Annotated in this window: 23 protein-coding genes and 1 pseudogene; 9 read left to right on the top strand and 15 right to left on the bottom strand. The window is 72.1% G+C overall.

Going from position 1 to position 25,923, the window contains the following annotated elements; all coding sequences use genetic code 11:
- Positions 1–45 precede the first annotated feature (45 nt).
- Positions 46–1,437 (bottom strand): aspartate aminotransferase family protein, encoded by a 1,392-nt coding sequence (locus QIS99_RS00155; RefSeq protein ID WP_282509096.1) that lies wholly within the window; start codon positions 1,435–1,437, stop codon positions 46–48.
- A gap of 100 nt (positions 1,438–1,537) precedes the next feature.
- Positions 1,538–2,071 carry a hypothetical protein gene (locus QIS99_RS00160; protein ID WP_282509098.1) on the bottom strand — a complete coding sequence of 178 codons (534 nt, stop codon included), beginning with the start codon at positions 2,069–2,071 and terminating at the stop codon, positions 1,538–1,540.
- A gap of 362 nt (positions 2,072–2,433) precedes the next feature.
- On the opposite strand from QIS99_RS00160, the gene QIS99_RS00165 reads away from it, so the two are divergent.
- Positions 2,434–3,135: a response regulator transcription factor gene (locus QIS99_RS00165; protein WP_282509099.1), complete on the top strand. Its 702-nt coding sequence runs from the start codon at positions 2,434–2,436 to the stop codon at positions 3,133–3,135.
- Entirely contained in the window at positions 3,135–4,433 is a 1,299-nt protein-coding gene (locus tag QIS99_RS00170) for a HAMP domain-containing sensor histidine kinase (RefSeq protein WP_282509100.1), read from the top strand. The genes QIS99_RS00165 and QIS99_RS00170 overlap by 1 nt, the downstream gene beginning before the upstream one ends.
- A 25-nt stretch (positions 4,434–4,458) precedes the next feature.
- Here the strand turns inward: QIS99_RS00170 and QIS99_RS00175 are convergent, their stop codons facing one another.
- Positions 4,459–5,307, bottom strand: a complete 849-nt coding sequence (locus tag QIS99_RS00175; RefSeq protein WP_282509101.1) for a VTC domain-containing protein — start codon at positions 5,305–5,307, stop codon at positions 4,459–4,461.
- Positions 5,304–5,975, bottom strand: a complete 672-nt coding sequence (locus QIS99_RS00180) for a DUF4956 domain-containing protein (RefSeq protein WP_282509103.1) — start codon at positions 5,973–5,975, stop codon at positions 5,304–5,306. Before QIS99_RS00180 ends, QIS99_RS00175 begins: the two co-directional genes overlap by 4 nt.
- 155 nt (positions 5,976–6,130) lie before the next feature.
- Here QIS99_RS00180 and QIS99_RS00185 point away from each other — a divergent pair, with 155 nt between their 5' ends.
- From QIS99_RS00185 to QIS99_RS00200, 4 genes are all read left to right on the top strand, one after another.
- Positions 6,131–6,763: a DJ-1/PfpI family protein gene (locus QIS99_RS00185; RefSeq protein ID WP_282509105.1), complete on the top strand. Its 633-nt coding sequence runs from the start codon at positions 6,131–6,133 to the stop codon at positions 6,761–6,763.
- Between the two features lie 29 nt (positions 6,764–6,792).
- Positions 6,793–7,266, top strand: coding sequence for a MarR family winged helix-turn-helix transcriptional regulator (locus tag QIS99_RS00190; RefSeq protein ID WP_282509855.1), 474 nt, complete (start codon positions 6,793–6,795; stop codon positions 7,264–7,266).
- Positions 7,267–7,291: 25 nt separating this feature from the next.
- The gene (locus QIS99_RS00195) at positions 7,292–9,286 is read left to right on the top strand and encodes a protein kinase domain-containing protein (RefSeq protein WP_282509107.1); all 1,995 of its coding nucleotides are present in this window, start codon (positions 7,292–7,294) and stop codon (positions 9,284–9,286) included.
- 63 nt (positions 9,287–9,349) lie between these two features.
- Positions 9,350–10,894: a PstS family phosphate ABC transporter substrate-binding protein gene (locus tag QIS99_RS00200; RefSeq protein ID WP_282509109.1), complete on the top strand. Its 1,545-nt coding sequence runs from the start codon at positions 9,350–9,352 to the stop codon at positions 10,892–10,894.
- A gap of 75 nt (positions 10,895–10,969) precedes the next feature.
- On the opposite strand, the gene QIS99_RS00205 is transcribed toward QIS99_RS00200, so the two are convergent.
- Both QIS99_RS00205 and QIS99_RS00210 read right to left on the bottom strand, forming a co-directional pair.
- Entirely contained in the window at positions 10,970–11,557 is a 588-nt protein-coding gene (locus QIS99_RS00205) for a Uma2 family endonuclease (protein WP_282509111.1), read from the bottom strand.
- A 127-nt stretch (positions 11,558–11,684) separates the two neighbouring features.
- Positions 11,685–12,968, bottom strand: coding sequence for an adenylosuccinate synthase (locus tag QIS99_RS00210; RefSeq protein WP_282509115.1), 1,284 nt, complete (start codon positions 12,966–12,968; stop codon positions 11,685–11,687).
- Positions 12,969–13,153: 185 nt separating this feature from the next.
- Here QIS99_RS00210 and QIS99_RS00215 point away from each other — a divergent pair, with 185 nt between their 5' ends.
- Positions 13,154–14,209: a diacylglycerol kinase family protein gene (locus QIS99_RS00215; protein ID WP_282509117.1), complete on the top strand. Its 1,056-nt coding sequence runs from the start codon at positions 13,154–13,156 to the stop codon at positions 14,207–14,209.
- 15 nt (positions 14,210–14,224) lie between these two features.
- Here QIS99_RS00215 and QIS99_RS00220 read toward each other — a convergent pair whose 3' ends face one another.
- The gene (locus tag QIS99_RS00220) at positions 14,225–14,731 is read right to left on the bottom strand and encodes a GbsR/MarR family transcriptional regulator (RefSeq protein WP_282509119.1); all 507 of its coding nucleotides are present in this window, start codon (positions 14,729–14,731) and stop codon (positions 14,225–14,227) included.
- A gap of 92 nt (positions 14,732–14,823) precedes the next feature.
- On the opposite strand from QIS99_RS00220, the gene QIS99_RS00225 reads away from it, so the two are divergent.
- Positions 14,824–15,873 carry an ABC transporter ATP-binding protein gene (locus tag QIS99_RS00225; RefSeq protein ID WP_282509121.1) on the top strand — a complete coding sequence of 350 codons (1,050 nt, stop codon included), beginning with the start codon at positions 14,824–14,826 and terminating at the stop codon, positions 15,871–15,873.
- Positions 15,870–17,531 (top strand): ABC transporter permease, encoded by a 1,662-nt coding sequence (locus QIS99_RS00230; protein ID WP_282509123.1) that lies wholly within the window; start codon positions 15,870–15,872, stop codon positions 17,529–17,531. Before QIS99_RS00225 ends, QIS99_RS00230 begins: the two co-directional genes overlap by 4 nt.
- 54 nt (positions 17,532–17,585) lie before the next feature.
- On the opposite strand, the gene QIS99_RS00235 is transcribed toward QIS99_RS00230, so the two are convergent.
- The 8 genes and pseudogenes from QIS99_RS00235 to QIS99_RS00270 all read right to left on the bottom strand — a co-directional run bounded on the left by QIS99_RS00235 (position 17,586) and on the right by QIS99_RS00270 (position 25,903).
- Positions 17,586–18,182 carry a Uma2 family endonuclease gene (locus QIS99_RS00235; RefSeq protein ID WP_282509126.1) on the bottom strand — a complete coding sequence of 199 codons (597 nt, stop codon included), beginning with the start codon at positions 18,180–18,182 and terminating at the stop codon, positions 17,586–17,588.
- Between the two features lie 116 nt (positions 18,183–18,298).
- The gene (locus QIS99_RS00240; RefSeq protein WP_282509128.1) at positions 18,299–18,991 is read right to left on the bottom strand and encodes a response regulator; all 693 of its coding nucleotides are present in this window, start codon (positions 18,989–18,991) and stop codon (positions 18,299–18,301) included.
- Positions 18,988–20,362 (bottom strand): annotated as a pseudogene (locus QIS99_RS00245) (sensor histidine kinase). The gene QIS99_RS00240 and the pseudogene QIS99_RS00245 overlap by 4 nt, the downstream one beginning before the upstream one ends.
- A 108-nt stretch (positions 20,363–20,470) precedes the next feature.
- Positions 20,471–21,076, bottom strand: coding sequence for a Uma2 family endonuclease (locus tag QIS99_RS00250; protein WP_282509857.1), 606 nt, complete (start codon positions 21,074–21,076; stop codon positions 20,471–20,473).
- Positions 21,077–21,192: 116 nt separating this feature from the next.
- Positions 21,193–22,431 carry a cytochrome P450 gene (locus QIS99_RS00255; protein WP_282509129.1) on the bottom strand — a complete coding sequence of 413 codons (1,239 nt, stop codon included), beginning with the start codon at positions 22,429–22,431 and terminating at the stop codon, positions 21,193–21,195.
- Positions 22,432–22,836: 405 nt separating this feature from the next.
- Positions 22,837–23,694 (bottom strand): alpha/beta hydrolase family protein, encoded by an 858-nt coding sequence (locus tag QIS99_RS00260; RefSeq protein ID WP_282509131.1) that lies wholly within the window; start codon positions 23,692–23,694, stop codon positions 22,837–22,839.
- Between the two features lie 168 nt (positions 23,695–23,862).
- Positions 23,863–25,065, bottom strand: coding sequence for a kynureninase (kynU, locus tag QIS99_RS00265; RefSeq protein WP_282509133.1), 1,203 nt, complete (start codon positions 25,063–25,065; stop codon positions 23,863–23,865).
- A complete protein-coding gene (locus QIS99_RS00270) occupies positions 25,058–25,903 on the bottom strand; it encodes a tryptophan 2,3-dioxygenase family protein (protein ID WP_282509135.1) in 846 nt (281 codons plus the stop codon). Before QIS99_RS00270 ends, kynU begins: the two co-directional genes overlap by 8 nt.
- Positions 25,904–25,923: the final 20 nt, after the last annotated feature.

Genomic DNA, 25,923 nt, shown 5'->3' on the forward strand with positions numbered 1-25,923 from the left:
CGAACGACAGAGCACCGGGTCCGGGGGCTCCGGCCCCCGGACCGCTCAGCCCTCCACGTGCTCGTCGGCGACGGAAAGCGCCTCGTCCAGGATCGCCAGGCCCTCCTTGGCCTCGGACTCCGTGACGTTGCACGCCGGCACCGCATGCGTGCGGTTCATGTTCACGAACGGCCACAGGCCCGACTTCTTGCAGGCCGCCGCGAACGCCGCCATCGGGGCGTTCGCCTCGCCCGTCGCGTTGTACGGGACCAGGGGCTCGCGGGTCTCCCGGTTGCGTACGAGGTCCAGGGCCCAGAAGACGCCGAGGCCGCGCACCTCGCCCACCGACGGGTGCCGCTCGGCGAGCTCGCGCAGGCCGGGGCCGAGGACGTCCTCGCCGATCCGGGCCGCGTGCTCGACGATCCGCTCCTCCTCCATGACCTCGATCGTCGCGACCGCCGCCGCGCAGGCCAGCGGGTGACCGGAGTACGTGAGACCACCCGGGTACGGCTTCTTGGCGAAGGTCTCCGCGATGGCCGACGAGATCGCGACGCCGCCCAGCGGGACGTAGCCGGAGTTGACGCCCTTGGCGAAGGTCAGCAGGTCCGGCACCACGTCGTACTGGTCCGCCGCGAACCACGCGCCCGTACGGCCGAAGCCCGCCATGACCTCGTCGAGGACGAAGACGATGCCGTACCGGTCGCAGATCTCGCGGACGCCCGCGAGGTAGCCGGGCGGCGGGGTCATGATGCCGGCCGTGCCCGGGACCGTCTCCAGGACGATCGCGGCGATCGAGTTCGGGTTCTCGAACGCGATGGTGTCCTCAAGGTGCTGCAGCGCCCGCGCGCACTCCTCCGCCTCGGTCTCGGCGTAGAACGGCGAGCGGTACAGGAACGGCGCCCAGAAGTGCACCACGCCCGCCGTGCCGGTGTCGGAGGCCCAGCGGCGCGGGTCGCCGGTCAGGTTGATCGCGGCTGCGGTGGCGCCGTGGTACGAGCGGTAGGCGCTCATGATCTTCGGGCGGCCGGTGTGCAGCCGGGCCATGCGGACCGCGTTCTCGACGGCCTCGGCACCACCGTTGGTGAAGAAGATCTTGTCGAGGTCGCCGGGCGTGCGCTGCGCGATGAGGCGTGCGGCCTCGGAGCGCACGTCGACGGCGAAGGCGGGCGCGAACGTCGTCATCCGCCCGGCCTGCTCCTGCACCGCGGCGACGACCTTGGGGTGCTGGTAGCCGATGTTGGTGTAGACGAGGCCGCTGGTGAAGTCGAGGTAGCGGTTGCCGTCGTAGTCCCAGAAGTACGAGCCCTCCGCGCCGGCGACGGCGAGCGGGTCGATCAGCTCCTGCGCCGACCAGGAGTGGAACACGTGCGCACGGTCGGCGGCCTTGACGGCTGCGCCCTTCGCGGGGTCGGCCTGAGGGATGACAGGGGAGGTGCCATGAGGGGCATGAGGGGTCATGGGCCGAGAGTAAATGTCCGGGATGCGGACGGACCATCGGCGTCGTGTTAGGTGCGTACGGGGTGGGCCCGACACTCTGTCGACCTCCGGATCGGCACCCTCAGCCGTCGTCCTCCGGGGCCGGGGCCGCCTGCGCCTTTCCGGTGGGCCCGCAGGAGATCACGTACGCGGTGTCGTCGGCGTTGTCGGTGTCGTCGGTGTCGCCGTTGTCGCCGTTGTCGCCGCTGCCCCCGGCGTCTTCCGCGCTCGGCTCCAGCTCCAGGCGGGCGGTCCTCGCCGGGCCGCGGGCGTACTCCTCGACGTGGTACCCGTCGGCCGGGCTCCACGAGGTCAGATAGACCGTGCCGTCGGCGCGGCACTCGGCGGTGGCGGTGCCGCCGGTGAAGCGGAGGGTGGAGCGGCGGGGCGGGGCGGGCGCGGTCGTGGTGTCCTCGGCGGGCTGCGGCTCCCGGCTTGCGGACGGGGACGGAGGCGGAGGCGGGGCGGAGGCCGGGGGCGGTGACGCGAGGGCGCGGCGGACCGCCGCGTCGTCCAGGGGCCGGCCGCGCTCGCCCGCCGCCCCGTCGAAGCCCGCGAGGGTCCAGGCACCGAGCCCGCCCGCCACGGCCGCGACCGCCGCCCAGGCCACGGTCACCGCCGCACTCCGCCCCTTCACCGTCGTCCCCCTGTCCATGCGAAGCCGTACGCGTCCCTACGAAGCCGTACGAGTGTCCATGCGAAGCCGTACGAGCGCATACGGAGCCGTACGAGTGTCCATGCGAAGCCGTACGAGCGCATACGGAGCCGTACGAGTGTCCATGCGAAGCCGTACGAGCGCATACGGAGCCGTACGAGTCCCTACGGAGCCGCACGAGTCCCTGCGAAGCCATACGGGACCAGCCTCCCCCACCCTTGCCTAACGCCCGGTTAAAGCCCGCCCAAAGAACCCCCGCGGCCGGGGCGCGGCCCCGCGTACCCCCTTGTCAGCGGCCCGAACTGGCGTCCTACCGTGGCCGGATGCCTCACCTCCTGGTCATCGAGGACGATCCGCAGCTGCGCGGCGCGCTGGTGCGCGCCCTGCGCGACAAGGGGCACGCCGTGGCGACCGCGCCCACCGGGATGAGCGGGCTGGACGCGGCCGTCACGGACCGGCCCGACCTCGTCGTGCTCGACCTGGGCCTGCCGGACGTCGACGGGGCGCAGGTGCTGCGGATGCTGCGGGCGGTCAGCGAGATACCCGTGATCGTGGCCACCGCGCGCGACGAGGAGCCCGACATGGTGGCGCTGCTCGACGCGGGCGCCGACGACTACATCGTGAAGCCGTTCGGGGCCGCCCAGCTGGACGCCCGGATCAAGGCGGTGCTGCGGCGCCTCGGCGGGCCCCAGGAGGCGGAGCCGCTGCGCGTCGGCGGCCTGCGGGTGGACCTCGCCGGGCGCAAGGTGGCCCTGGACGGGCGGACCCTGGACCTCACGCCCCGTGAGTTCGACCTGCTCGCCCATCTCGCGCGCCGGGCCGGACAGGTGGTGTCGCGGCGCGAACTTCTCGCCGAGGTGTGGCAGCAGCCGCTGGGCGGGGCCGACAAGACGGTCGACGTCCATCTGTCGTGGCTGCGGCGGAAGCTGGGCGAGACGGCGCAGCGGCCGCGCTATCTGCACACGGTCCGCACGGTGGGGGTCAAACTCGCGCCGCCGGAGAGCACGGAAGGCTCCGACGGCTGATGCGGCGCTGGCTGCTCGTCCTCACCGCCGCGACCACCGCCCTCGTCCTGGCCGCGCTGCTCGTGCCGCTCGCGCTCCTCACCCGTACGCACGCCGCCGAGCGCGCCACCGCCGAGGCGACCGCGCGGGCGCAGTACGTGGCCTCCGGCGCGGGCGCCGTGCTCGGCACCGGCGCGGCCGAGTCGTTCGTCGACGGCGCCAACTCGGCCTCGGGCCCGGCGACCTCGGTGATCCTCGCCGACGGCCGGGTGCTCGGCGCGCCCGCCCGGGTGAGCGACGCGGTACGCCTGGCCCGGCGCGGCCGCGCCTTCACCTACGCGGCACCGGACGGCGGCCGCCTCGTCCTGGTCCCGGTGCAGGGGCCGCGGGAGGGCACGGCGGTCGTCCAGGTCGCCCTGACCAAGGGCCAGTTGTACGAGGGCATGCTGGCGTCCTGGCTGATCCTCGCCGGGATCGGGCTCGGACTCGTGCTCGTCGGGCTGCTGATCGCCGACCGGCTCGGCGCCCGCCTGGTCGGCTCCGCGCGCCGCCTCGCCGGGGTCGCGGAGCGGCTGTCCGACGGTGACCTGACGGCCCGCGCCGCGCCCTCGGGCCCGCCCGAACTCCAGCTCGTGGCGGCCGAGTTGAATCATCTGGCGGCCCGTATCGACGACCTGCTCACCGCCGAACGCGAGAACGCAGCCGACCTCGCGCACCGCCTGCGCACCCCGATGGCCGCGCTGCGCCTGGACGCGGAGGGGCTGCGCGACCCGGCGGAGGGCGAGCGGATCACGGCGAGCGCGGCAGCGCTTGAGCAGCAGGTCGACGAGGTGATCCGGCGCGCCCGCAAGCCCCTGCGCACCCGTCCCGAGCGGTCCGACCTGGCCCGGGTCGCCCGCGAACGGGCCGCGTTCTGGCTGCCGCTGGCGGAGGACCAGGGGAGGGAGCTGACCGTCTCGACGGGGGGCGTGGGGCTGTGGGTGGCGGTGGCGGAGGACGACCTCGGGGCGGCGTTGGACGCGCTGATCGGGAATGTGCTGGATCACACTCCGCAGGGGACGGCATTTCGGGTCATGGCCGGGCCCGGGCCTCAGGGCTCCGTCCGGCTCGAAGTTGCCGATGAAGGACCGGGGTTCGGGGGCGCGGCACCGGAACGCGGAGCGAGTGGAGCGGGCTCGACGGGTCTCGGCCTGGACATCGTTCGGCGTACGGCAAAGGAGGCGGGGGGCCGGTGCGCGGTGGACGGTGCGGGTGGTGCCCGGGTGACGCTGTTCTTTCCCCGTACGGCTCAGATGTTTCCCCGTACGGCTCAGAATTGACCCCCTCTGGGGGCACCTCCCAGCGCTAGCTGGGGGAGCTGGAAAAGGCCCGTCCGGCAAGGACATTCGGGAAGGGGCGGGGTGAGGAAGAGAAAACCTCCCGCACCGGCCGCACCCACCGATTCACCCCCAACTCCGGCCGCAGCGCGGCGAACCCGCACGCGTACTTCGTGAACTCCGACGCGCGCAGGCCGAAGCGGTGCAGGAGCCGGTCGGCCTCGGTCAGGTGGCCGCTCGTCTTCGTCTCGACCAGGACCAGGCCCCCGTCGGCCCGCGCGCCGCGCCCCCGCTCCCCCGCCTCCCGTACGACCAGCCCCGCGTCGCACGTCACCCGCTGCCCGTCGGCGACGAACGTGGCCCGCCGGTAGTCGGTGGTCAGCGCGGGCCGCAGGCCGTCCGGCGCCTCGATCCCGTACGCGGACCGCAGCACTCCGCCGAGGAAGGCGTGGCGGTCGGCGTCGAGGGCGCGGTCGGTGCCGGTCAGCCGTTCGCGGTGCTTGACGGTCTCGCCGCGCGGCCCCTTCAGCTTGACCTCGAACTGCCGCTCCCCGCTGTCCCGGTACAGCCGCTCCCGCACCCGGAACCGCAGCCTCCGCCCTTGCCGGTGGTCGTGGAACGTCCGCAGGGCGGGGGTGTCGTAGTACACCGAGTGGTACGAGAACCAGCGCTTGCCGCCGATCGACAGGGCCCGGAACGGCCCGCTGGGCCGCCGCGGATCGGTCAGCAGGGCGGCGAACTCCTCGAACACCTCGACCGGCACCAGATAGCTCCGGTCGAACCGGGCCAGCAGCTCCGCCCGGGCGAGCACATCGGCGAGCGGGATCGGATGAGCGGCGAGCGCGGCACGCCCGACGGCGCGCAGGGCGGGGTTCACACGGTCTCCTTGCGTGAGGGACGAGCGGCGATCGTGCGGGCGCGGGCAGGGGATGCGGTCGCACGGGGTGGACGTGTGGCGGGGCCCGAAGGTTCCCGGACTTCCGGCTCCCGGAAGCGGACTTCCACGACCATCAGGTCGCGTACGTAGTCCACCTCACGGACCGTCCAGCCGAGGGGTTCACCGAGGCGGTCGGCCAGATCCGCGCGGAGTGCGGCCGGTTCGCGGTGCACGGCGTCGAGGGTGACGAGCGCGCGGCGGTCGCGGCGGTAGAGGCGCGGGTGGTCCGCCGCGTACATCACGAGCAGCAGCACCGCGGCGAGCGCGGCGGCCGTGCCGAGGCCGAGGCCGGGGAGGCCGCAGAGGAGGCCGAGGACGAGGGTCGTGAAGTAGTACGCGACCTCCTGGTGCTGGACCGTGTCGGAGCGCAGCCGGATGATCGAGAGCACCCCGAAGAGCCCGAAGCCGAGCGCCAGCCCGCCACCCGTGCCGCCGCGCGCGAGGGCCGCGACGACGGCGAACAGGGCGACGTTCAGGGCGAGATACGCGGGCACCAGCTCCCGCCGGCGGTGCCGGGGATAGAAGACGCCGAAGGTCAGGGCGGTCACGGCGGCGAGGTCGAGGCCGAGGTGGGCGCCGAGGCTCGGCAGGCTCTGCAGGTTCTCCATGGCCCGGACGGTAGGGATGGGCGGTTTAAGCCCGCCTCCCGGAGCGGTTAAGCCCCTCCTCCTTGAGCTCCTCCTCTCACATGACTATTGACAGCATCCTGTCGATTTGACAGACTGCTGTCAGGTTCACAGGATCCGAGCATCCGGGAGCAGCCATGACCGCCACGACAAGCACCGCCCGCAAGCCCGTGCACGTCGCCGTCTACGACGGATACGCCGACTGGGAGTCCGGCCACGCCACGGCCTGGCTGGCCCGCGGCGGCTTCAAGATCCGGTACGTCGGGGCGAGCCTCGACCCGGTCACCACCATCGGCGGCCTGCGCATCACGCCCGACCTCGCGCTCTCCGATGTACGCCCCGAGGACAGCGCGCTCCTCATCCTCACCGGCGGCGACCTGTGGGACGAGGGCGACCGGCTCGCACCGTTCGCCCGCGCCGCCCGCGCGTTCCTCGACGCCGGAGTGCCGGTCGCCGCGATCTGCGGCGCCACCGCCGGCCTGGCCCGCGAGGGCCTGCTCGACGACCGCGCGCACACCAGCAACGTCTCGTTCTACCTCCAGGCCACCGGCTACCGGGGCGCCGAGCACTACGTCGACGGCCCCGCCACCACCGCCGTCACCGACCGCGACCTGATCACCGCGAGCAGCACCGACCCTGAAGGCTTCGCGCGCGAGATCCTCGGCCGCCTCGGCGTGTACGAGGGCGCGCAACTCGACGCCTGGTACCGGCTGTTCCGGCACTCCGACCCGGCCGCGTACGAGGTGCTGACCGCCGGGGAGGAGCAGTGAGGGAGACCGAGGCGCTCAGCCGGACGGCGATGGGCGTGTTCCGGCTGAACGGCCAGTTCCTCGCCGTGTCCGAGCAGTTGGCGCGGCCCGCCGGGCTCACCGCCGCCTGGTGGCAGGTGCTCGGCGCCGTGCTGGCGGAGCCGCTGCCGGTCGCCGCGATCGCCCGCCGTATGGGCATCACCCGGCAGAGCGTGCAGCGGGTCGCCGACCGGCTCGTCGCCGACGGCCTCGCGCGGTACGAGCCCAACCCCGCCCACCGCAGGGCCAAGCTCGTCACGCCCACCGAGCGGGGCCGCGCCGCCGTCGACCGGGTCCGGCCCGGCCACGCCCGCCTCGCCGCACAGCTCGCCGAACGCCTCGGGGAGGCCGAACTCACCGAGACCGTACGGGCGTTGGAGCGGCTGGCCGAGGTGATGGACGGACTGGAAACGGTTCCCCAACTCCCGGCCGCGGCACCGGACCGGAACTTATCCTCGGACCGTCGGGCTGCTGCGAGCCGGTGAATCCGGTACGGGGAGGGCACGGGCCATGGACGAGCTTGGCGCTTCGGATCCGCGGACGATCGGCGCGTACCGGCTGCTCGGGCGCCTCGGCTCGGGCGGCATGGGCCAGGTGTTCCTCGCCCGGTCGGCCTCCGGGCGCACCGTCGCCGTGAAGCTGGTGCGCGAGGAGCTGGCCGGGCAGGAGGAGTTCCGCCGCAGGTTCCGGCAGGAGATCGACACGGCACGGCAGGTCGGCGGGGCGTGGACCGCGCCCGTCCTGGACGCCGACCCCGAGGCCGACCGGCCCTGGCTGGCCAGCGGGTACGTCGCCGGGCCCTCCCTGCACACCGTCGTGGCCCGCGAGCACGGGCCGCTGCCGGAGCGCTCCGTGCGCATCCTCGCCGCCGGACTCGCGCACGCGCTGCGCGACATCCACGCCGCCGGGGTCGTCCACCGCGACCTCAAGCCGTCCAACGTCCTGCTCACCATCGACGGCCCGCGCGTCATCGACTTCGGCATCGCCCGCGCCCTGGAGACGGTCACCGACGGCGGCCTCACCCGGGCGGGCGCGCTCGTCGGCTCGCCCGCCTTCATGGCGCCCGAGCAGCTGCGCGGCGACCCGGTCACCCCGGCCTGCGACGTGTTCTGCCTCGGCTCGGTCCTCGCGTACGCAGCCACCGGCAGGCTCCCGTTCGGCGCGGAGGGCAGCGGGGCGCACGCGCTGATGTTCCGCATCGCCCAGGAGGAGCCCGACCTGCGGGCGCTGCCGAAGCCGCTGCGCGAGCTGGTCCACGCCTGCCTCGCGAAGGCACCCGAGCACCGCCCCTCCCTGGACGCGGTCCTGCGGCACAGCGGGGCCCACGACACGGTGGCCGACGGCCGCGCCCGCGAACCCTGGCTCCCCGGCACGCTCATCGCCCAGCTCGGGCGGCACGCGGCGCGGTTGCTGGACGTGGAGGACCCGGGGGCGGGGCCTGCGGTGCGCGTGCCGGAGCCCCGGTCGCCGGTGGACGACGAGGAGGCGGGGGTGGGGTTGGGGTTGGGGTTGGGGTTGGGGACGGGGTTGGGGACGGGGATGGGGATGGGCCGGGGCGGACCCTGTTCCGGCCACCCCTCGATATCCGGTCCCGGTCCCGGTACCGGTACCGGTCCTGGTCCTGGTCCTGGTCCCCGTCCGGAGGCGGACGCCGACGCCGACGCCGACGCCGAGGGCGACCTCGGCGTCGCCGGAGCCGAACCCGCACCCGGAGCCGAACCCGAACCCGAAGCCGAAGCCGGACCCGGACCCGCCGAACCGCACACCCAGGCCCTGCCCACCCCTCCCCACCCCGTCGGCTTCGGGCACCCGGCGACCGGCGGCGCCTCCGCCGCGCTGCCCGGCACCGGGGACGTACCCGCCACTCCCGGGGGCGGGCCGGAGACGCATCCGGAAACCGATCCCGAGACCGAGCCCGAGCCCGAGCCCGAGACCAATCCGGAGACCGATCTGGAGCCCCATCCGGAGACCGATCCGGAAACCGAGCCGGAAACCGAGCCGCGGGCGCAGCGCAACGGCCGGACCACCGCCTTCCTCGTGGCCGCCGCCGTGACCGTGGCGATCGGTGCGGGCGGTTCGGTGTACGCGGTGATGAACGGCGAGGGCACCGGCCGTACGGAACAGCGCCGGAAGGCCCCGCCCACCGCGCCCGCCACACCCGCGGCGGTCCCCGAGTCGTTCCTCGGGACCTGGCAGCACAGGACCCGGGGCCCCGGCGGCCCCGGCACCCGCACCCTGACCCTCACCCAGGGAACGCGCGGCGAGCGGGTCATGCGCCTGCGCGAGCAAGGCCCGCACCACGACTGCGCCTCGACCGCACGCCTCCGCTCGGCCGACCCGACCACGGTGACCCTCGGCCCGGCCACGCTCACGTACGACAAGGGGCAGAGCTGCCGCCCGGGCGCGGCGCGTGAACTGACCCTGCCCGACGAGCACACCCTCGTCGTCCGCCGCCTCGACGGCAACGGGCCCAGCAAGACGTACACCCGTACGACCGGGCGGTGAACAGCAGGCGAAACCAAGGGAGTTGAGCGTCCGGGGCGGGGCTCGCGCTCGTAGCGTGCACCCGTGGATGACTGGTTCAGCGCCGAGAACGTGATCGCCGTGGGCACCGCCCTGCTCGGCGTCCTCGCGTCGATGGCCGCCCTCTGGTACGAGCGCCGGGTGCCGCGCCGCAAGCGCATCGGCTACCGCGTGCAGATGGACACGCCCATCGGCAGCGACGGGGGCGCGGGCCGCACCAACGTACGCCTCGGCCTGTTCCTCGAAGACCCCTCGATGTCGGACGCGACGCTCGTCCTGCTCCGCGTCGAGAACGACGGCGCCGAGAGCATCGCAGGCGACGACTACACGGGGCGCGAACTGCACGGCCTCACCGCCGAGTTCAGCGGCCGCAGGATCCGCGGCATAGCGGTCACCCAGCCCGGCGAGTCCGGGCACCTCATGGAGCACTTCGCGCCCGCGCTCGGCATGGGGCACAGCGGGTCGACGCTGCGCATCCCGCGCGTACCACTCAACCGCGGCGAGCACTTCAAGCTGCTCGTGCTGCTCACCGGCGGCCACGTCGGCGACGGCATCCGCATCGTCGGCGGCATCCGCGACGGGGAGGTCCGCCCCAACCGCAGTACGACGCCCGACGACACCCCGCCGCTGCTCAGCCGGCCCGCGAAGCTGCTCGCCGGGCTGCTCACGCTGTGCGTGATCGCGCTGTCCACGCTGATCGTGGCCGGCGGCGACCGGCCGCCGATGGGCTGCGCGCAGGGCAAGCTGACCGTTGTCGGCTCCACCGCGTTCAAGCCGGTCGCCGAGGAGCTGGCCGACAAGTACGAGAAGGACTGCCCCGGTTCGGAGATCACCGTCGACGCGCACGGCAGCGCGCCCGGCATCAACGAGCTCGACGAGGCGGGCGCCGCGTCCTCCTCGTCGCCCGCGCTCGTCGCGTTCTCCGACGGGCCCAAGCCGAGCGGGCATCCGCGGCTGCGCGAGAACCGCGTCGCCGTGTCGTCGTTCGCGATGGTCCTCAACGACCGCGTCCCGCTGAAGAACCTGTCCCTCGCCGACCTGCGCCGCCTCTACCGCGGCGAGTTCCGCACCTGGCGCGAGCTCGACCGCTCCCTGCCGGACATCCCCGTCGTCCTGGTCAGCCGCAACTCCAACTCCGGTACCCGCGCGGTGTTCCAGCGCCGCATCCTGCGCGGCTTCGAGGACGCCCCGTCGTCCGCGGACTGCCGCCGCAAGGACGACCCGAAGGCGCCGCTCATCCGCTGCGAGTCCGACAGCACCGAACAGCTCCTCGACTCCGTCGCGGACATCCCGGGCGCCATCGGGTACGCGGAGCTGCGCTCCACCTCCGCGCCGAAGGGCCTGCACCGGCTCAGCCTGGACGGGGCGGCGCCGACGATCGAGGACGTCGCGGACTCCGCGTACCCGTTCCGCGAGATCGAGCACGCCTACACGTACGGCCGGCCGCCCGCGGACTCCCTCGTCTCCAGCTTCCTCAACTACACGATGCGCGGCAGCGGCCAGGACGTCATCCGCACCCACGGCCACGTCCCGTGCGCCTCGCCGGAGGGGCTGCGGGCCTGCGACGACGGCCCGGAACTCGACCCGTGACGCGGCGCCCTGCGTGCGGTGTCCAGGCTGCGGTTGCCCGGAGTCGATCGCGGTGCGGCTGACCCGGGTGGTGAGTCAGCGGACGTACTTCTTCAGGGGTTCGGTGTCGAGGGGGATGCCGACGGGATCGGGCAGGGTCGTCTTCTCGCCGAACGGAACGATGTCCACGTGCAGGTACTGGCCGTGGTCGACGTCCGGACCGGTATGGACGGCGAGCGCCTGCCGGTCCCGGTCGACGAGCAGGTGGACCGGAATGCCTGCGGCCGCGTATGCGGCGGGCTTCTCCCGGCGGTCGCGACTTTCGGTGTCGGAGTCGTACGAGGTGACCTCTACGGCCATCAGTACGCCTTCGGGGTCGGCCCAGTCGCTTTCCTGGTCAACGAGATGGTCGATCGGCACGAGTGTCCCGTCCGGGACAGCACGGCCCTTGCGGTAACGCTCGACCTTCAGCTGCTGGGTTGTGACCAGATCGAGCTCCGGGCGAGCCTGCATACATTGCCTGACCAGCCACGCAACGAGCGCCGCATGCTTATTGTCCGTCACAGGCTTCACCTCAAGCCGACCGTTGATGAACTCCAACGTGACGGTCTCGGGGGCGGCGGCGGCCAGTTCCTCGAAGTCCTCCACCGGCATCTGAGACGTGCGCTCTGCCATAACCGTCATGCTGCACTCCCTTCCTTATGGACGCCAGTGTCGCCGAACACGACAAAGGGGCGGACCGCTTCGGAAGCAGTCCACCCCTTCGAGTGAATGTGCGAAGAACTACGGACAACCGCAGGTCAACCGGGGCTCAGAGGAACGAGTTGATCTCGATCGTCTCGTCCCGGCCCGGGCCCACGCCGATCGCGGAGATCGGCGCCCCGGACATCTCCTCCAGCGCCTTCACGTACGCCTGCGCGTTCTTCGGCAGGTCGGCGAAGGACTTGGCCTTGGTGATGTCCTCGGACCAGCCCGGCAGGCACTCGTACACCGGCTTCGCATGGTGGAAGTCGGTCTGGCTGTACGGGAGTTCCTCGACGCGCTTGCCGTCGATCTCGTACGCCACGCAGACCGGGATCTGCTCCCAGCCGGTGAGGACGTCGAGCTTCGTGAGGAAGAAGTCCGTCAGGCCGTTCACGCGGGTCGCGTAGCGGGCGATGACCGCGTCGAACCAGCCGCAGCGGCGGTCACGGCCGGTGGTGACACCGCGCTCGCCGCCGATGCGGCGCAGGTCCTCGCCGTCCTGGTCGAACAGCTCGGTCGGGAACGGTCCGGCGCCCACACGCGTGGTGTACGCCTTCAGGATGCCGATGACCCGGTTGATCTTCGTGGGGCCGACGCCCGCACCCGTGCACGCGCCACCCGAGGTCGGGTTGGAGGACGTGACGAAGGGGTACGTGCCGTGGTCCACGTCGAGCAGCGTGCCCTGGCCGCCCTCGAAGAGGACGACCTTGCCGTCGTCGATGGCGTTGTTCAGGATCAGCGTGGTGTCCGCGACGTACGGCTTCAGCTGGTCCGCGAACGTCAGCATCTCCTCGACGATCTTGTCCGTCTCGATCGCGCGACGGTTGAAGACCTTCGTGAGCAGCTGGTTCTTCGTGTCGAGGGCCGCCTCGACCTTCTGCGTCAGGATCGACTCGTCGTAGAGGTCCTGGACGCGGATGCCGACACGGTTGATCTTGTCCGCGTAGGTCGGGCCGATGCCACGCCCGGTGGTGCCGATCTTCCGCTTGCCGAGGAAGCGCTCCGTCACCTTGTCGACGGTGACGTTGTACGGCGTGATCAGGTGGGCGTTGCCGCTGATCAGGAGCTTGGAGGTGTCGACACCGCGCTCGTTCAGGCCGCTCAGCTCGGAGAGCAGCACCGCCGGGTCGACGACGACTCCATTGCCGATGACGGGCGTACACCCCGGCGAGAGGATTCCGGAGGGGAGGAGGTGGAGCGCGTACTTCTGGTCGCCTACGACAACCGTGTGGCCGGCGTTGTTGCCGCCCTGGTAGCGCACCACATAGTCAACGGAGCCACCGAGCAGGTCGGTGGCCTTTCCCTTGCCCTCGTCACCCCACTGAGCACCGAGCAGCACAAGTGCGGGCACAGGCGTACACCCCTTCCGGGCGGGGCATGTCCAAGGTCAGGGGCGTACGCGAACGCTTGTCGTACGCGCACACCGCGACCCTCGTTGGCCGCACCCGTCGGACCGGTGCCCCGGAATAGACGAAGCCCCTGGCGCAATAGCGCAAGGGGCTCTTGCACAAAGATGCTACCCGAGGAAGGACCGAGGTGTCGGCTCCAGAGCCCGCCGGACAGAGCGCGCAGCCGCTTCAGCCGCCCAATCCGCTCCTGGTGGTGATCGATCCGACGGCCCGCGCGGTCGACGGGGAGTCGGTCCGGATCGCGAAGGACGTGCTCTGCGCGGGCGCTTCCGGGGGCCCGGCCAAGGTCTGCCTGCCGGACGGCCCGGAGGAGTTCACGCGCGCCCTGACCAGGCGCGGCTCCCGCCGTCCGGTGGTGGTGGGCGACGACGGGGCGCTGCTCCGTGCGGTCGGTGCGCTGCATCGCGAGCGGGAGCTGTCGGAGGCGGCCCTCTCCGTGGTCCCGGTGGGTATGGCGACGGGGCTCGCGCACGCGCTCGGGGTGCCGTCGGGCGCGGTGGCCGCGGCCCGCGCGGTCCTCGACGGCTCGCCCCGCCGCCTCGACCTGCTCGTCGACGACAGCGACGGGGTGGTGCTCGGGCGGCTCGCGATCCCGGCGGCGGTGGCGCCTGCGGGGCCCGACTCGGTGACTGGCCTGGGCTCTGGCTCCGGACCCGGCTCCGGCTCTGGTTCCGGTTCCGGTTCTGATCTCGGGTCCGGCTCCGGCTCCGGTTCTGGTTCTGGTTCCGGCTGCGGTTCTGGTTCCGGTTCCGGTTCCGTTTCCGGTTCTGGTTCCGGTTCCGGTCCTGGTTCCGGTTCCGGTTCCGGTTCCGGTTCCGGTTCCGGTTCCGGTTCCGGGAGGTTGTTGCGTACGTGCCAGTCGCTGGTGCGGACCCTGGTCCGACCGATGCCCGCGGTACGGCCCGCTCCCGGTCCGGCGCGGCTGCGGGTGGAGGCGGACGGGGTGACGCTTGTCGATCTGGACCAGCCGGTCGTCGGGGTCTCGGTGCGGCCGCTGCGGGACGGGATCGCGCGGGTCGAGGTGTGGGCCGTGGGCACGGAGTCGCCGGTACGGGCGCACGCGCGGACGGTCACGGTCTCGGGCCCCGACTTCCGCTACCGCGCGGACGCGGTGACCTCGGGCCCGGTCCGGGCCAGGACATGGACGGTACGACCGGAGGCGTGGGCACTGACGTTGCCCTGAGGGCGCTGCGGTCCCTCAGCGGTCCCCGTACAGCTCCTCGCGCCGTTCGCGCCAGCGCTCCAGGAGGAGGGGCAGTTCCTGGCCCACGAACTCGAAGAACGCCTGCGTCTCCGCCATCCGCCGCCCGGCCGGTGTTTCGGAACCGAGGCTGCTGACCCCCTCGCGCAGCGCCTCCTCCCAGCGCTTCATGATCTGGTCGCGGTTGGCGAGCGCCTCGTACCACTGGTTGTTGTGGACGCGGTAGCGCTCACGGCGGGTGCCGGGCTCGCGTTCGCGGGAGACCATGTGCTGCTGCGAGAGGTAGCGCACCGCTCCGGACACGGCGGCCGGGCTGACCTGAAGCTGTTCGCCCAGCTCCGCCGACGACATGGCGCCGGCGTCGGAGGAGAGCAGGGCGGCGAAGACCCGGGCCGGCATGCGCTGGATGCCCGCGTCGACGAACACGGCCGCGAAGTTCTCCACGAAGCGTGCGACCGCGTCTTCGTCCCGTTCCGTCCGTCCCTCACCGGCCGACTGGCCCATGCTCCGATCATCTCCCCTGCTCATCGCGTCCTGGCGAGTTTATACGGTTCCTTAACTTCACAAATTTGTGAAACTACCGTACGTTCAAAAGCATGACGAAGGCAATTACCGTCTCCGGACTGCACAAGTCCTTCGGGCGGACACACGCGCTCGACGGCCTCGACCTGGACGTCGAGACCGGTGAGGTCCACGGCTTCCTCGGGCCCAACGGCGCCGGGAAGTCCACCACCATCCGCGTACTGCTCGGCCTGCTCCGCGCCGATTCGGGCGCCGCCCAGCTCCTCGGCCGGGATCCGTGGAGCGACGCGGTCGCACTCCATCGGCACCTCGCCTACGTCCCCGGCGACGTGGAGCTGTGGCCCGGCCTGACCGGCGGTGAGGCCATCGACCTGCTTTCGCGGCTGCGCGGGGGCATCAACAGCCGGCGGCGGGACGAGCTGATCGAGCGCTTCGACCTCGACCCCACGAAGAAGGGCCGGGCGTACTCGAAGGGCAACCGCCAGAAGGTCGCCATCGTCGCCGCGCTCGCCTCCGACGCGGAGCTGCTGCTCCTCGACGAGCCGACGGCCGGACTCGACCCGCTGATGGAGGTCGTCTTCCAGGACGTCATCGCCGAGGCCAAGGCCGCGGGCAAGACCGTGCTGCTCTCCAGCCACATCCTGGCCCAGGTCGAGAAGCTCTGTGACCGGGTGAGCATCATCCGGCTCGGCAAGATCGTGCAGTCGGGAACGCTGAGCGAGATGCGGCACCTGACCCGCACCACCGTCGAGGCCGAGACCAAGTACCCGGCCACCGGGCTCGACACCCTGACCGGCGTGCACGGCCTGAGCACCGACGGCAACCGGGTCCGCTTCGCCGTGGACGGCCCTCAACTCAACTCCGCTCTCCGGCAGTTGACCGAGTTCGGGGTCCGCTCCCTGGTCAGCCACCCCCCGACCCTCGAAGAGCTGATGCTGCGCCACTACGGGGACGAGCTCGCCCACAACGGCTCGGCGAAGCCGCAGGCATCGGGCGCACCTGGCACTCCTGACACTCCTGCCACTCCTGGCACTCCTGGCACTCCTGGCACTCCTGGCACTGCTGGCACTCCTGGCACTCCTGGCACTCCTGGCACTGCTGGCAGCAAGGAAGAAGTGCGATGAGCACCGTCACCACCGCCGCCAAGAGCCCCGCACCCGCCCGTACGGTCACGGGCGGCAACGCGCTGGCCGGGACCCGCACCCTGATCCGGTTCGCGCTCCGCCGCGACCGGGTCCGGCTGCCCGTGTGGCTGCTCGCCCTGACCATCGGGACGATCGCCACGGCGGGCAACTTCCAGACGCTGTACGCGAGTACGGAACAGCGGGCGTCCGTCGTCAGGACCATGGACAGCCCAGCCGGGCTCGCCATGACCGGCCCTCGCCACTACCTCACCGACTACAACTTCGGCTCGATGATGGGCCACCAGATGCTCGGCTTCATGGCCGTCATGGTCGGCCTGATGAGCGTCCTGATCATCGCCCGGCACACCCGCGCCGAGGAGGAGACCGGCCGCGCCGAGCTGGTCCGCTCCACGGTCGTCGGCCGGCACGCGCATCTTGCGGCCGCGCTGACCGTGGCGGTCCTCGCGAACCTCGTCCTGGCGCTGCTGCTCGCGTTCGGACTCGGCGGCGCGGGCATCGAGGGCGTCGACACCGGCGGCTCGCTGCTCTACGGCTTCTCGCACGCCGCGATCGGCATCGTCTTCGCCGCCGTTGCCGCGGTCACCGTGCAGTTCACCGCGCACGCCCGCAGCGCCTCCGGCATGGCACTCGCCGTCATCGGTCTCGCCTACGTCCTGCGCGCCTCCGGCGACGCAGGCGGTGACGGCACCGTGTCCTGGCTCTCCCCGATCGGCTGGGTGCAGCGAACCTATGTCTACGTCGACGACCGCTGGTGGCCGCTGCTGCTCTGTCTGGCGCTCGCGGTGGTCTGCGGCGGGGCCGCGTTCGCCCTGTCCACCCGGCGGGACGTGGGGGCGGGTCTGCGCACCGAGCGGCTGGGCCGCCCGCACGCGTCCGATGCGCTCACCCGGCCGTTCGGCTTCGCGCTCCGGCTGCACCGCGGGATGCTCTTCGGCTTCGGCGCGGGTCTGTTCCTGATGGGCGCGATGTACGGCTCGATCCTCGGGGACGCCGAGGACATGCTGAAGAACATCGACCAGATCCAGGAAGCCCTCCAGCGCGTGGGCGGCGCCTCCATCGCCGAGTCGTTCGCGTCGATGGTCATGATCGTCCTCTCGGTCGTCGCGTCGGTGTACGTCGTCATGGCGGCCCTGCGCCCCCGCGCCGAGGAGACCGCGGGCCGTGCCGAACCTCTCCTCGCCACGGGCCTGTCCCGGAACCGCTGGGTCGGCAGCCACCTGGCCGTGGCCATGCTCGGCGGCACGCTGCTCCTCGTCCTGGCCGGCCTCGGCATCGGCATCGCGGGCGCGGCCTCGACCGGCGACGGCGGGCTCGTCCTGAAGCTCACCGGAGGGGCCATCGCGTACGCCCCCGCGCTGTGGGTGACCGTCGGTGTCGCGGTGGCGCTCTTCGGCTGGTTCCCTCGGGCGAGCACGGTGGCGTGGATCGTGCCGGTGTACGCCTTCGTGGTCGGCTACCTGGGCGAGCTGCTCCAATTCCCGTCCTGGATGGCCAACTTGTCTCCCTTCGGCCATGTCCCACAGCTCCCGGCCGCGGACATGTCCTGGCCACCGCTGCTGATCCTCACGGCCCTGGCCGTGGCCCTGACCCTGCTGGGTCTGGCGGGGTTCCGGCGCAGGGACCTGGAAACGAAGTAGCGCCCTTCGGACGCGCGGCACCCCGGGTCTGTAGCGGAGTCCGGGGTGCCGTACTCAGCGCACGTAGTTCTTCAGGATCTCCGTGTCGACCCTGAATCCCACCGGTGTGGGCAGGTGCACCGGCTCACCGAATTTCGTCGTGCGCGCGTCCCGGTACCGACCGCTCTCCGGGTCCGGATCGCTGTGCACCACCACCGTGCCGTCGTCGCGGTCGATCAGGAGGTACACCGGGATTCCCGCGCTCGCATAGCCGGTGGGCTTCTCCACTCGGTCCCTGCGATCGGTGTCCGCGTCGTACGAGGTGACCTCGACGACCATCAGCACCCCCGCAGGGTCAGCCCACTCTCCTTGCCCGGCGAAGGTGCCTCGCGGTGCGAGTGAGGCGTCGGGCCGGGCGCGCCCCGATCTGTACCGCTCGATGGCCAGGCCTTGGTCGCTGGGATAGAGCCCCAGCTCAGGCCGATGCTGCATGCAGACGCTCTGCAGCCACATGTAGATCTCGTTGTGGTCGCCGTCAGGCACGCCCTTGTCCTCGATCCGTCCGCCGATGAACTCCAGCCTGACGGCATCGGATTCCTTGGCCGCAATCTTGGCGATGCGCTCGAATTCCTCGACCGTCACCTGGGACGTGTGCCCTGTCATGACCGCCATGGTCCCCCCCTTCGCAGGCATGCACCAGTCTGTCGAGGCCCCGGTGGCGGAGGCGACAGTTCCGCGGGAGCGCCACCCGAACGAGTGATCGAACCCGCGAAGGGCCTACGAAGGACCTACGAAGGCGTCACCAGGCGGGCCTCGTAGGCGAACACCGCGGCCTGTGTGCGGTCTCGCAGGCCCAGCTTGACCAGGATCCGGCTGACATGGGTCTTGATCGTCGACTCGGCGACGACGAGGTGTGCGGCGATCTCCGCGTTGGAGCGGCCCTGGGCGATCAGGACCAGGACCTCCGTCTCGCGTTCCGTGAGGTCGCCGAGCTGGGTGACCGCCGGGGCCTTCGACTCGGCCGCGCCGAGCTTCGCGAACTCGGAGATCAGCCGCTTGGTGACCGTCGGCGCGAGCAGGGCCTCGCCGGAGGCCACGACCCTTACGCCGTCGGCGAGTTGGCGGGCCGAGGCGTCCTTGAGGAGGAAGCCGGAGGCGCCGGCACGGAGGGCCTCGTAGACGTACTCGTCGAGGTCGAAGGTGGTCAGGACAAGGACGCGGGTGTCGGTGTCGGCGGCGACGATCTCGCGGGTGGCCTCGATGCCGTTCAGCTCGGGCATCCGGATGTCCATGAGGACGACGTCGGGCCGCAGTCCGGCGACCTTCGCGACCGCCTCGCGGCCGTTCACCGCCTCTCCGACGACCTCGATCCCCGGCATCGCGCCGAGCAGTACGGAGAAGCCCTCGCGGACCATCATCTGGTCGTCGGCGATCAGCACGCGGATGGGATCGGTGCCCGTGCCCTCTTCGGTGCCGGTCATACGGAGCGCTCCTCGGCCTCGGCCCGTACCGGCAGGAAGACCGCCACCTCGTAGCCGCCGTCCTCCGTCGCCCCCGTCGTCATCTCGCCGTCGAGCATCGCGACCCGCTCTCGCATGCCGGTCAGCCCGTGCCCGGCGCCCATCGACTGGGGCGGGCGCAGCCCTCGTTGAGGGGTGGTGGCCGGGTGACGGGTGGGCTTCACCAAACCGGTCGGCGGGCCGTTGACGATGCGCAGGCCGAGGCCGCCGAGGACGTACGAGACCTCCACCTTGGCGGTGGCGCCGGGTGCGTGCCGCAGCGCGTTGCTGAGGGCCTCCTGCACGATGCGGTACGCGGACAGCTCCACGCCCTGCGGCAGCGCGCGGGCCGCGCCGGTGACGGTCTGGTCGACGGTCAGTCCGGCCTCGCGGACGTTGTCGAGGAGCGCGCCGAGGTCGGCGAGGGTGGGCTGGGGTGCGTCGGGGGCCTCGTAGTCCTCCGCGCGGACGACGCCGAGGACGCGGCGGAGTTCGGTGAGCGCGGCGACCGCGTTCTCCCGGATCGTGGCGAAGGCCTGGGCCAGCTCCGGCGGCGGGTTCTCCACCCGGTACGGGGCGGCCTCCGCCTGGATGGCGACTACGGACATGTGGTGGGCCACCACATCGTGCAGCTCGCGGGCGATGGTGGTGCGCTCTTCGAGCAGCGTCCGCCTGGACCGCTCGACGAGCGTCACCTCCTCCTTGGCGACGACCTCACGCTCCTTCGCGACGACCTCGCGGCGGGCGGAGGACCAGCCGCGTACGGAGGCGGCGACGGCGAGGGTCAGGCCGGAGAGCACGGTCATCACCAGGGTCGGCCCCGATTCGCCGATGAGCAGCCCGAGAATCGCGGCGAACGCGACGGTGAGCAGCCACATCTCCAGGGCCACACGCGGCCGGGACCGGCAGGTCACCAGGACGAGCACGAAGAGATGCGCCACGAAGCCGGGCACCGTCCACGGGAAGACCGGTTCGAGGGAGAGCGGCACCATGAGCACGGTCACCGCGAGCGACAGCCAGAAGGAGGCGACCGGCCGGAACAGCGTGAGCAGCACCGGCAGGGCGGAGCACGCCGCTGACGGAGCCCTCCAGGAACTTGTGGGGCAGGGTGGCGCCGACGAGGCAGACGAACACCGCCATCGCGACCACCGTGGCATGCGGCAGCCAGCGGGCGCGGGCCCGGCTCTTCTCCGGCATCCGGCGCAGCAGCCGGGAGGCACGGTCGCCCTCCTCGGCCAACGGCTCCACCGGCCGGAACGCGAACACGCCGGTCATCAGGTCGGTACGGATCGTCTGCAGCGCGGTCCGTATGAGGCTGGCTTCGGTGCGCAGGGGTGTGGTCGTCTGGGTCACGCAGCCAAGGTAGGCGCGCCACGGGTTCCCGTCGTCACCTAAGGTGCGGATCTGTCGGCGTCCTCCTCAAGGACTACGAGTCCGTCCCTGAGGCCTGAGGAGAGCGAGTCAGCGTACGTAGTTTCTGAGCTTCTCCGTTTCGAGGACGAAGCCCACGGGGTCGGGGAGGTGGACGGTGTCCCCGAACTTCGCGGTGTGAACGTCCCGGTACCGGCCTGCCTCGGTGTCCGGCGTGCTGTGGACGACCAGAGAGCCGTCCTCCCGGTCGATCAGCAGATACACGGGGATGCCCGCCTCGGCATAAGCAGGCGGTTTCTCCTTTCGGTCCCGACGGTCGGTGTCCGAGTCGTACGAGGTGACTTCCACTGTCATGAGGACACCGCTCGGGTCTCCCCACTCTCCCTGCCCCGCGAAATGGGCCTCGGGGGCGAGGGTGGCGTCGGGGCGAGCCCGTCCCTTGCGGTAGGCCTCGACTCTGAGTCCTTGCTCCGCGTACAGATCCAGCTCCGGTCGATGCTGCATGCATTGACGCATCAGCCAGGTCACGATGGTTCCGTGGTCTCCGTCCGGCACGCTCTTGGCCCCGATCCGTCCGTCGATGAACTCCAACTTGACGGTGTTGTCCGAGTCCTTGGCGGCGAAGTCCGCCAGCCGCTCGAACTCCTCCACTGACACCGGGGACGTATGAGACGTGCGCTCTGCCATAACAGTCATGGTGCCCTCCTTCCCAGGCATGGACCAGCCTGCCGAGCCCTCGACGCCGGACGCGACGGTTCCGCGATCACTCACTCGAACGAATGAGCGCACTCCGCGAACGTGCGCCCCCCGCCTCACACCTCGACGACCAGCTCCCGCAGCCCCCTGATCACCAACCCGTCCTTCCAGCGCGGCTCGGTCGACAGCCGCAGTCCAGGAGCACGCCTCACCAACTGTCCGTACGACGCGGCCAGTTCGAGGCGGGCCAGCGGGGCGCCCAGGCAGTAGTGGATGCCTCCGCCCAGGCTGACGTGGGGGTTGTCCGTTCGGGACAGGTCCAGGCGGTCCGGGTCCGCGAAGGCCTCCGGGTCGCGGTTTGCCGAGCCGAAGAGGAGGGCCACCTCCGAGCCGCGCGGGATCCGCACCCCGCCGACCTCGATGTCCTCAAGCACCCACCGCTCGAAGAGGTGCAGCGGTGAGTCGTACCGCAGGAGTTCCTCCACAGCTGTGGACAGCGGTATGTCGCCGGAGCGGAGTGCCGCGAGCTGGTCGGGGTGGCCGCCGTCGCCTGCGTCGAAGCGGCGGGCTCCGAAGGCCGCGGTCACCGGGTCGGGGCCGAACCCGAGGGTGGTGCCGAAGAGTTCCACCCGTACATGCGGGACCTCGGCGATCCAGTCGTGCGCACCACGGCCCGCCCAGACGCGGGCCCGGGTGCGCAGCTCGGCGGCGTGGTCGAAGCCGGTGCCGGGGCTGCCGTACAGGACGATGTCGGTGACCCGGGTGCCGGCGGTGGGCGTCCCGAGTCCGTGTGCGGCGCGGGCGCACACCACCGAGCCGTAGGAGTGGCAGAGCAGCGCCACAGGGGTGCGTGCCGGCACGCCGTACGTGGTCAGCCGGTGCAGGAAAGAGCGGAGTTCGGCGGCAGCGGTATCGGCGCGTCCCGGGGTGAGCGCCGCCGGACTGACCGTGCCGGGCGTCGCGTAACCGAGCCAGGCGATCACCGCCACGCGCGGGCCGAGACGCTCGTGCAGGGCGAGCGCACCGCGCAGGAAGCGGGGGTAGGTGTCGATGCCCGTGTCGGAGCCCGGCACCAAGATCGCGACGCGGTCGGCGGTGTGCAGGTCGCCGAGCACCTCGGCGGTCCTGCCGGGGCCGCGGGCGTCGAACTCAAGGAAGTGCCGGTCCGGCGCGGCCAGTTCACGCACGGCCCTCGCTCGCCGCTCCGCGCCTGCGGCGTGTGCGAGGCGGGCGGCCTCCTCCGCGTTCGCGCGATGCGCCGCGTACCGCTCGGCGAGTGGGGCTTCGGCGGCGACGCGGGCGGGCGCGGGCGCCGGGACACCGGGGCGCACGGCGCCGGACAGTGGAACCACCACGCACGCGGTGATCAGCGAGGCGAGTACCGCCCGCCGCCCCCGCCTCAGGAGGCCTCCCCCTCGTACGAACCTCATCGCCCGCGTCCCCCCGCTCGCCTACCCCGGTCCCCCGGCCGCGCCTTCGCGCTGCCTGACACGGGAAAAGTTAGGCAGCGGGCCGGGTGACCGGCGTCCCTCCACCGTGGTGACCTGCCGGGTAGCTCTCAGGTATGACGCGGGCTACGGCACGGCAGGGAACGGCACGGGCACGGCACGGGCACGGCACGGGCACGGGCACGGGCACGGGCACGGGCACGGGCACGGGCACGGGCACGGGCACGGGCACGGGCAACAACGGGCCACCGCAAGGACATCGCAAAGGCCACCGCAAGGCGACCCATCCGGCCGCCGAGACAACCGCCCTGCTCAGAACGCCAGTTGGGCGATCTCCTCCGCCACCACCGCGCACGCGTCCGCCGCCGGGTCGATCAGCGCGAAGTGCCCGACGTCCTCCAGGAGCGTGCAGCCCACGATCTCGCCTGCCTTCGCGGCGGCGTCCGCGTACTCCTCGGCCAGTTCGTACGGGACCGTCGTGTCCGTGCGGCCCTGCACGAGGGTCGTCGCGATGCCCGTGGGCAGCAGCGCGGCCGGGTCGGCGAGAGTCGCGCGCTCCTCGAACTTGGCGTTTCCGCCGAGGAGTTGGCGTACCGCGCCGCCGCACACGTCCAGCTCCACGGCCCGCGCGAAGCCCGCGATCGGCGCGAGCGCGACGACTCCGCGCAGCGGTGTGGGGCGCGGCAGGCGCCAGGGCGTGCCCGGGGGCAGTACGTGCCGTGCCGCCGCCCACAGGGCGAGGTGCCCGCCCGCCGAGTGCCCCGTCAGGACGGTGCGCCGGTGGTCGGCCCGGGGGAGGTGTTCCGGTACGAGTTCGGGGAGTGCGTCGAGCGCGGCCGCCACGTCGTCGAAGGTCTCCGGCCAGCGGCCCGCGACGGGGGCGTTCGCGCCCTGGTGGGGCAGCGAACTGCCCCTGCGGTACTCGACGTTGGCGACGGCGAAGCCACGCCTGGCCAGGAAGTCCGCGAACGGCGTGACGTGCCGCCGGTCGTACGGGGCACGCCAGGCGCCGCCGTGCAGGACGACGACGAGCGGCGCGGGGCGGCCGTCGCCGACGCGGGGCGCGTAGAAGTCGACGACCTGGTCCGGGTGTTCGCCGTAGGACGCGGTGGCGTCGGGGTCGACGGCGGGGTGCGAGAAGGCCGACTCTTCTTCGGCGTCGTCCGGCATGGTGGTGCAGCCTTTCGGTGAGGGCGGTCGGGGCCGGGGCGCAGGGCGGGTCCGGCGGGTCCGGCGGGTCCGGCGGGTAAGGGGCGGGTGAGGGACGGATGAGGGGCGGGTCCGGGGCTGATCCTTCCCCAGACCCGCCCCTCCCCGGAACCGGGCGCGGCGGGACCGCTACCGCTCGGCCCGCAGGACCTCACCGAGTACCCGGGCCGCCCGCTCGACCTCCGCGAAGCCCACGTACAGCGGGGTGAAGCCGAAGCGGAGCACGTCCGGGGCGCGGAAGTCACCGACCACGCCACGGGCGATCAGCTCGTCCATCACGATGGCCGCACCGTCACACCGAAGTGCGACCTGGCTCCCTCGCTCGGCGTGCACCTCAGGGGTGATCGAGGAGACCGAACCGGCCGGAACGTACGCCGCGACGCACTCCAGGAAGAAGTCCGTGAGCGCCAGGGACTTCTCCCGCACCGCCGCCACCGACACCCCGTCCCACACCGTCAGGGACTCCTCAAGGGCCAGCATCGACAGGATGTCCGGCGTACCGACCCGGCCGCGCAGGGCGCCGTCCGCGGGCGTGTAGCCAGGGCGCATCCCGAAGGGCTCGGCGTGCGAGTTCCAGCCGGGCAGCGGCGAGTCGAACGCGGCCTGATGGCGCTCGGCCACGTACAGGTACGCGGGCGAACCCGGGCCGCCGTTCAGGAACTTGTACGTACAGCCGACGGCCAGGTCGACGCCGTGCTCGTCGAGCCCGACCGGCAGCGCGCCCGCGCTGTGGCACAGGTCCCAGACGGCCAGGGCGCCCGCCTCGTGCACGGCGGCCGTGATGCCGGGCAGGTCGTGCAGGCGGCCGGTGCGGTAGTCGACGTGGTTGACGAGCGCGGCGGCGGTGCGCGGGCCGACCGCGCCCGGCATGTCCGCGGGGGCGAGCGGGCGCAGCGTGCAGCCGGTCATACGGGCCGCGGACTCGGCGATGTACCCGTCGGTGGGGAACGTCGCCTCGTCCACCAGGATCTCGTCCCGGCCTCCGCCTGCCAGCCGTACCACGCCCACAACCGCCTTGAAGACGTTGACACTGGTGGAGTCGCCGACCACGATCTGCCCGGCCGCGGCGCCGACCAGCGGTGCGATCCGGTCGCCGATCCGCTCGGGCGCGGTCCACCAGCCCGACTCGGTCCAGGAGCGGATCCGAAGCCGCCCCCACTCCCGCTGCACGACGTCCGCGACCCGCCCGGGCACGGCACGCGGCAGCGCGCCGAGGGAGTTGCCGTCGAGGTACACGACCTCGTCGAGGACGAACTGCTCGCGCAGTTTGCCCAGTTCGTCGGCCTTGTCCAGCTCGGCCGCCCTGTCAAGCAGGGCCTCGGTCTCAGACATGGCTACGCGCCGTCCACAGCTCGGGGAACACGTTCTTCTGGGCCCGCTTCTCCAGCCAGGCCACCCCGGCGGAGCCGCCCGTGCCGGCCTTGGAGCCCATGGCCCGGCGGGTCGCCACCAGGTGGTCGTTGCGCCAGCGCCACACCAGCTCGCCCACGTCCGTCAACGCCTCGCCCAGGCGCACCAGTTCACTTTCCTGGTCCCCGGCGTACACGGCCGTCCACACCGCCTCCACCTCGGGCGACGGCTCGTACCGCTGTGCCACGTCCCGGTCCAGGACGGCGCGCGGGATCTTGAAGCCGCGGCGCGCGAGGAGCCGTACCACCTCGTCGTACAGGCTCGGCTCGTGCAGTGCCTTCTCCAGCTCGGCGTGCACGCGCGGGGCGCCGCGGTGCGGGACGAGCATCGACGCGGACTTCTCGGCGAGCAGGAACTCCATCCGCCGGTACATCGCCGACTGGAAGCCGGAGCCGTCGCCGAGCGCGCTGCGGTACGAGTTGAACTGCGCGGGCGTGAGCTGCCCGAGCGGCTTCCAGGAGGCGTTGAGCGCCTCCAGCTCGCGGACGCTGCGCTTGAGCGCGGCCACCGCCGTGCCGAGGTCGTCCTGGCGCAGGGCCGCCGCCGCGGACTCCCACTCGTGCACGATCACGGTGAACCACAGCTCCATCACCTGCGTGGTGACGAGGAAGACCATCTCCCCGGGGTCGTCGGAGAGGGGGTGCTGCAGATGCGTGAGGACGTCCGCCTGTACGTAGTCCTCGTAGGGCGTGGTGCCTGCGAAGTCGAGATGCGGGGCCTCGGGGATCTCCCCGGCCGTCGTTTCCGCCTCGTGGGACATCGCTGTCTCCTTGGTGCCTG

Source organism: Streptomyces solicavernae (assembly GCF_029968095.1).
GTDB lineage: Bacteria > Actinomycetota > Actinomycetes > Streptomycetales > Streptomycetaceae > Streptomyces > Streptomyces solicavernae.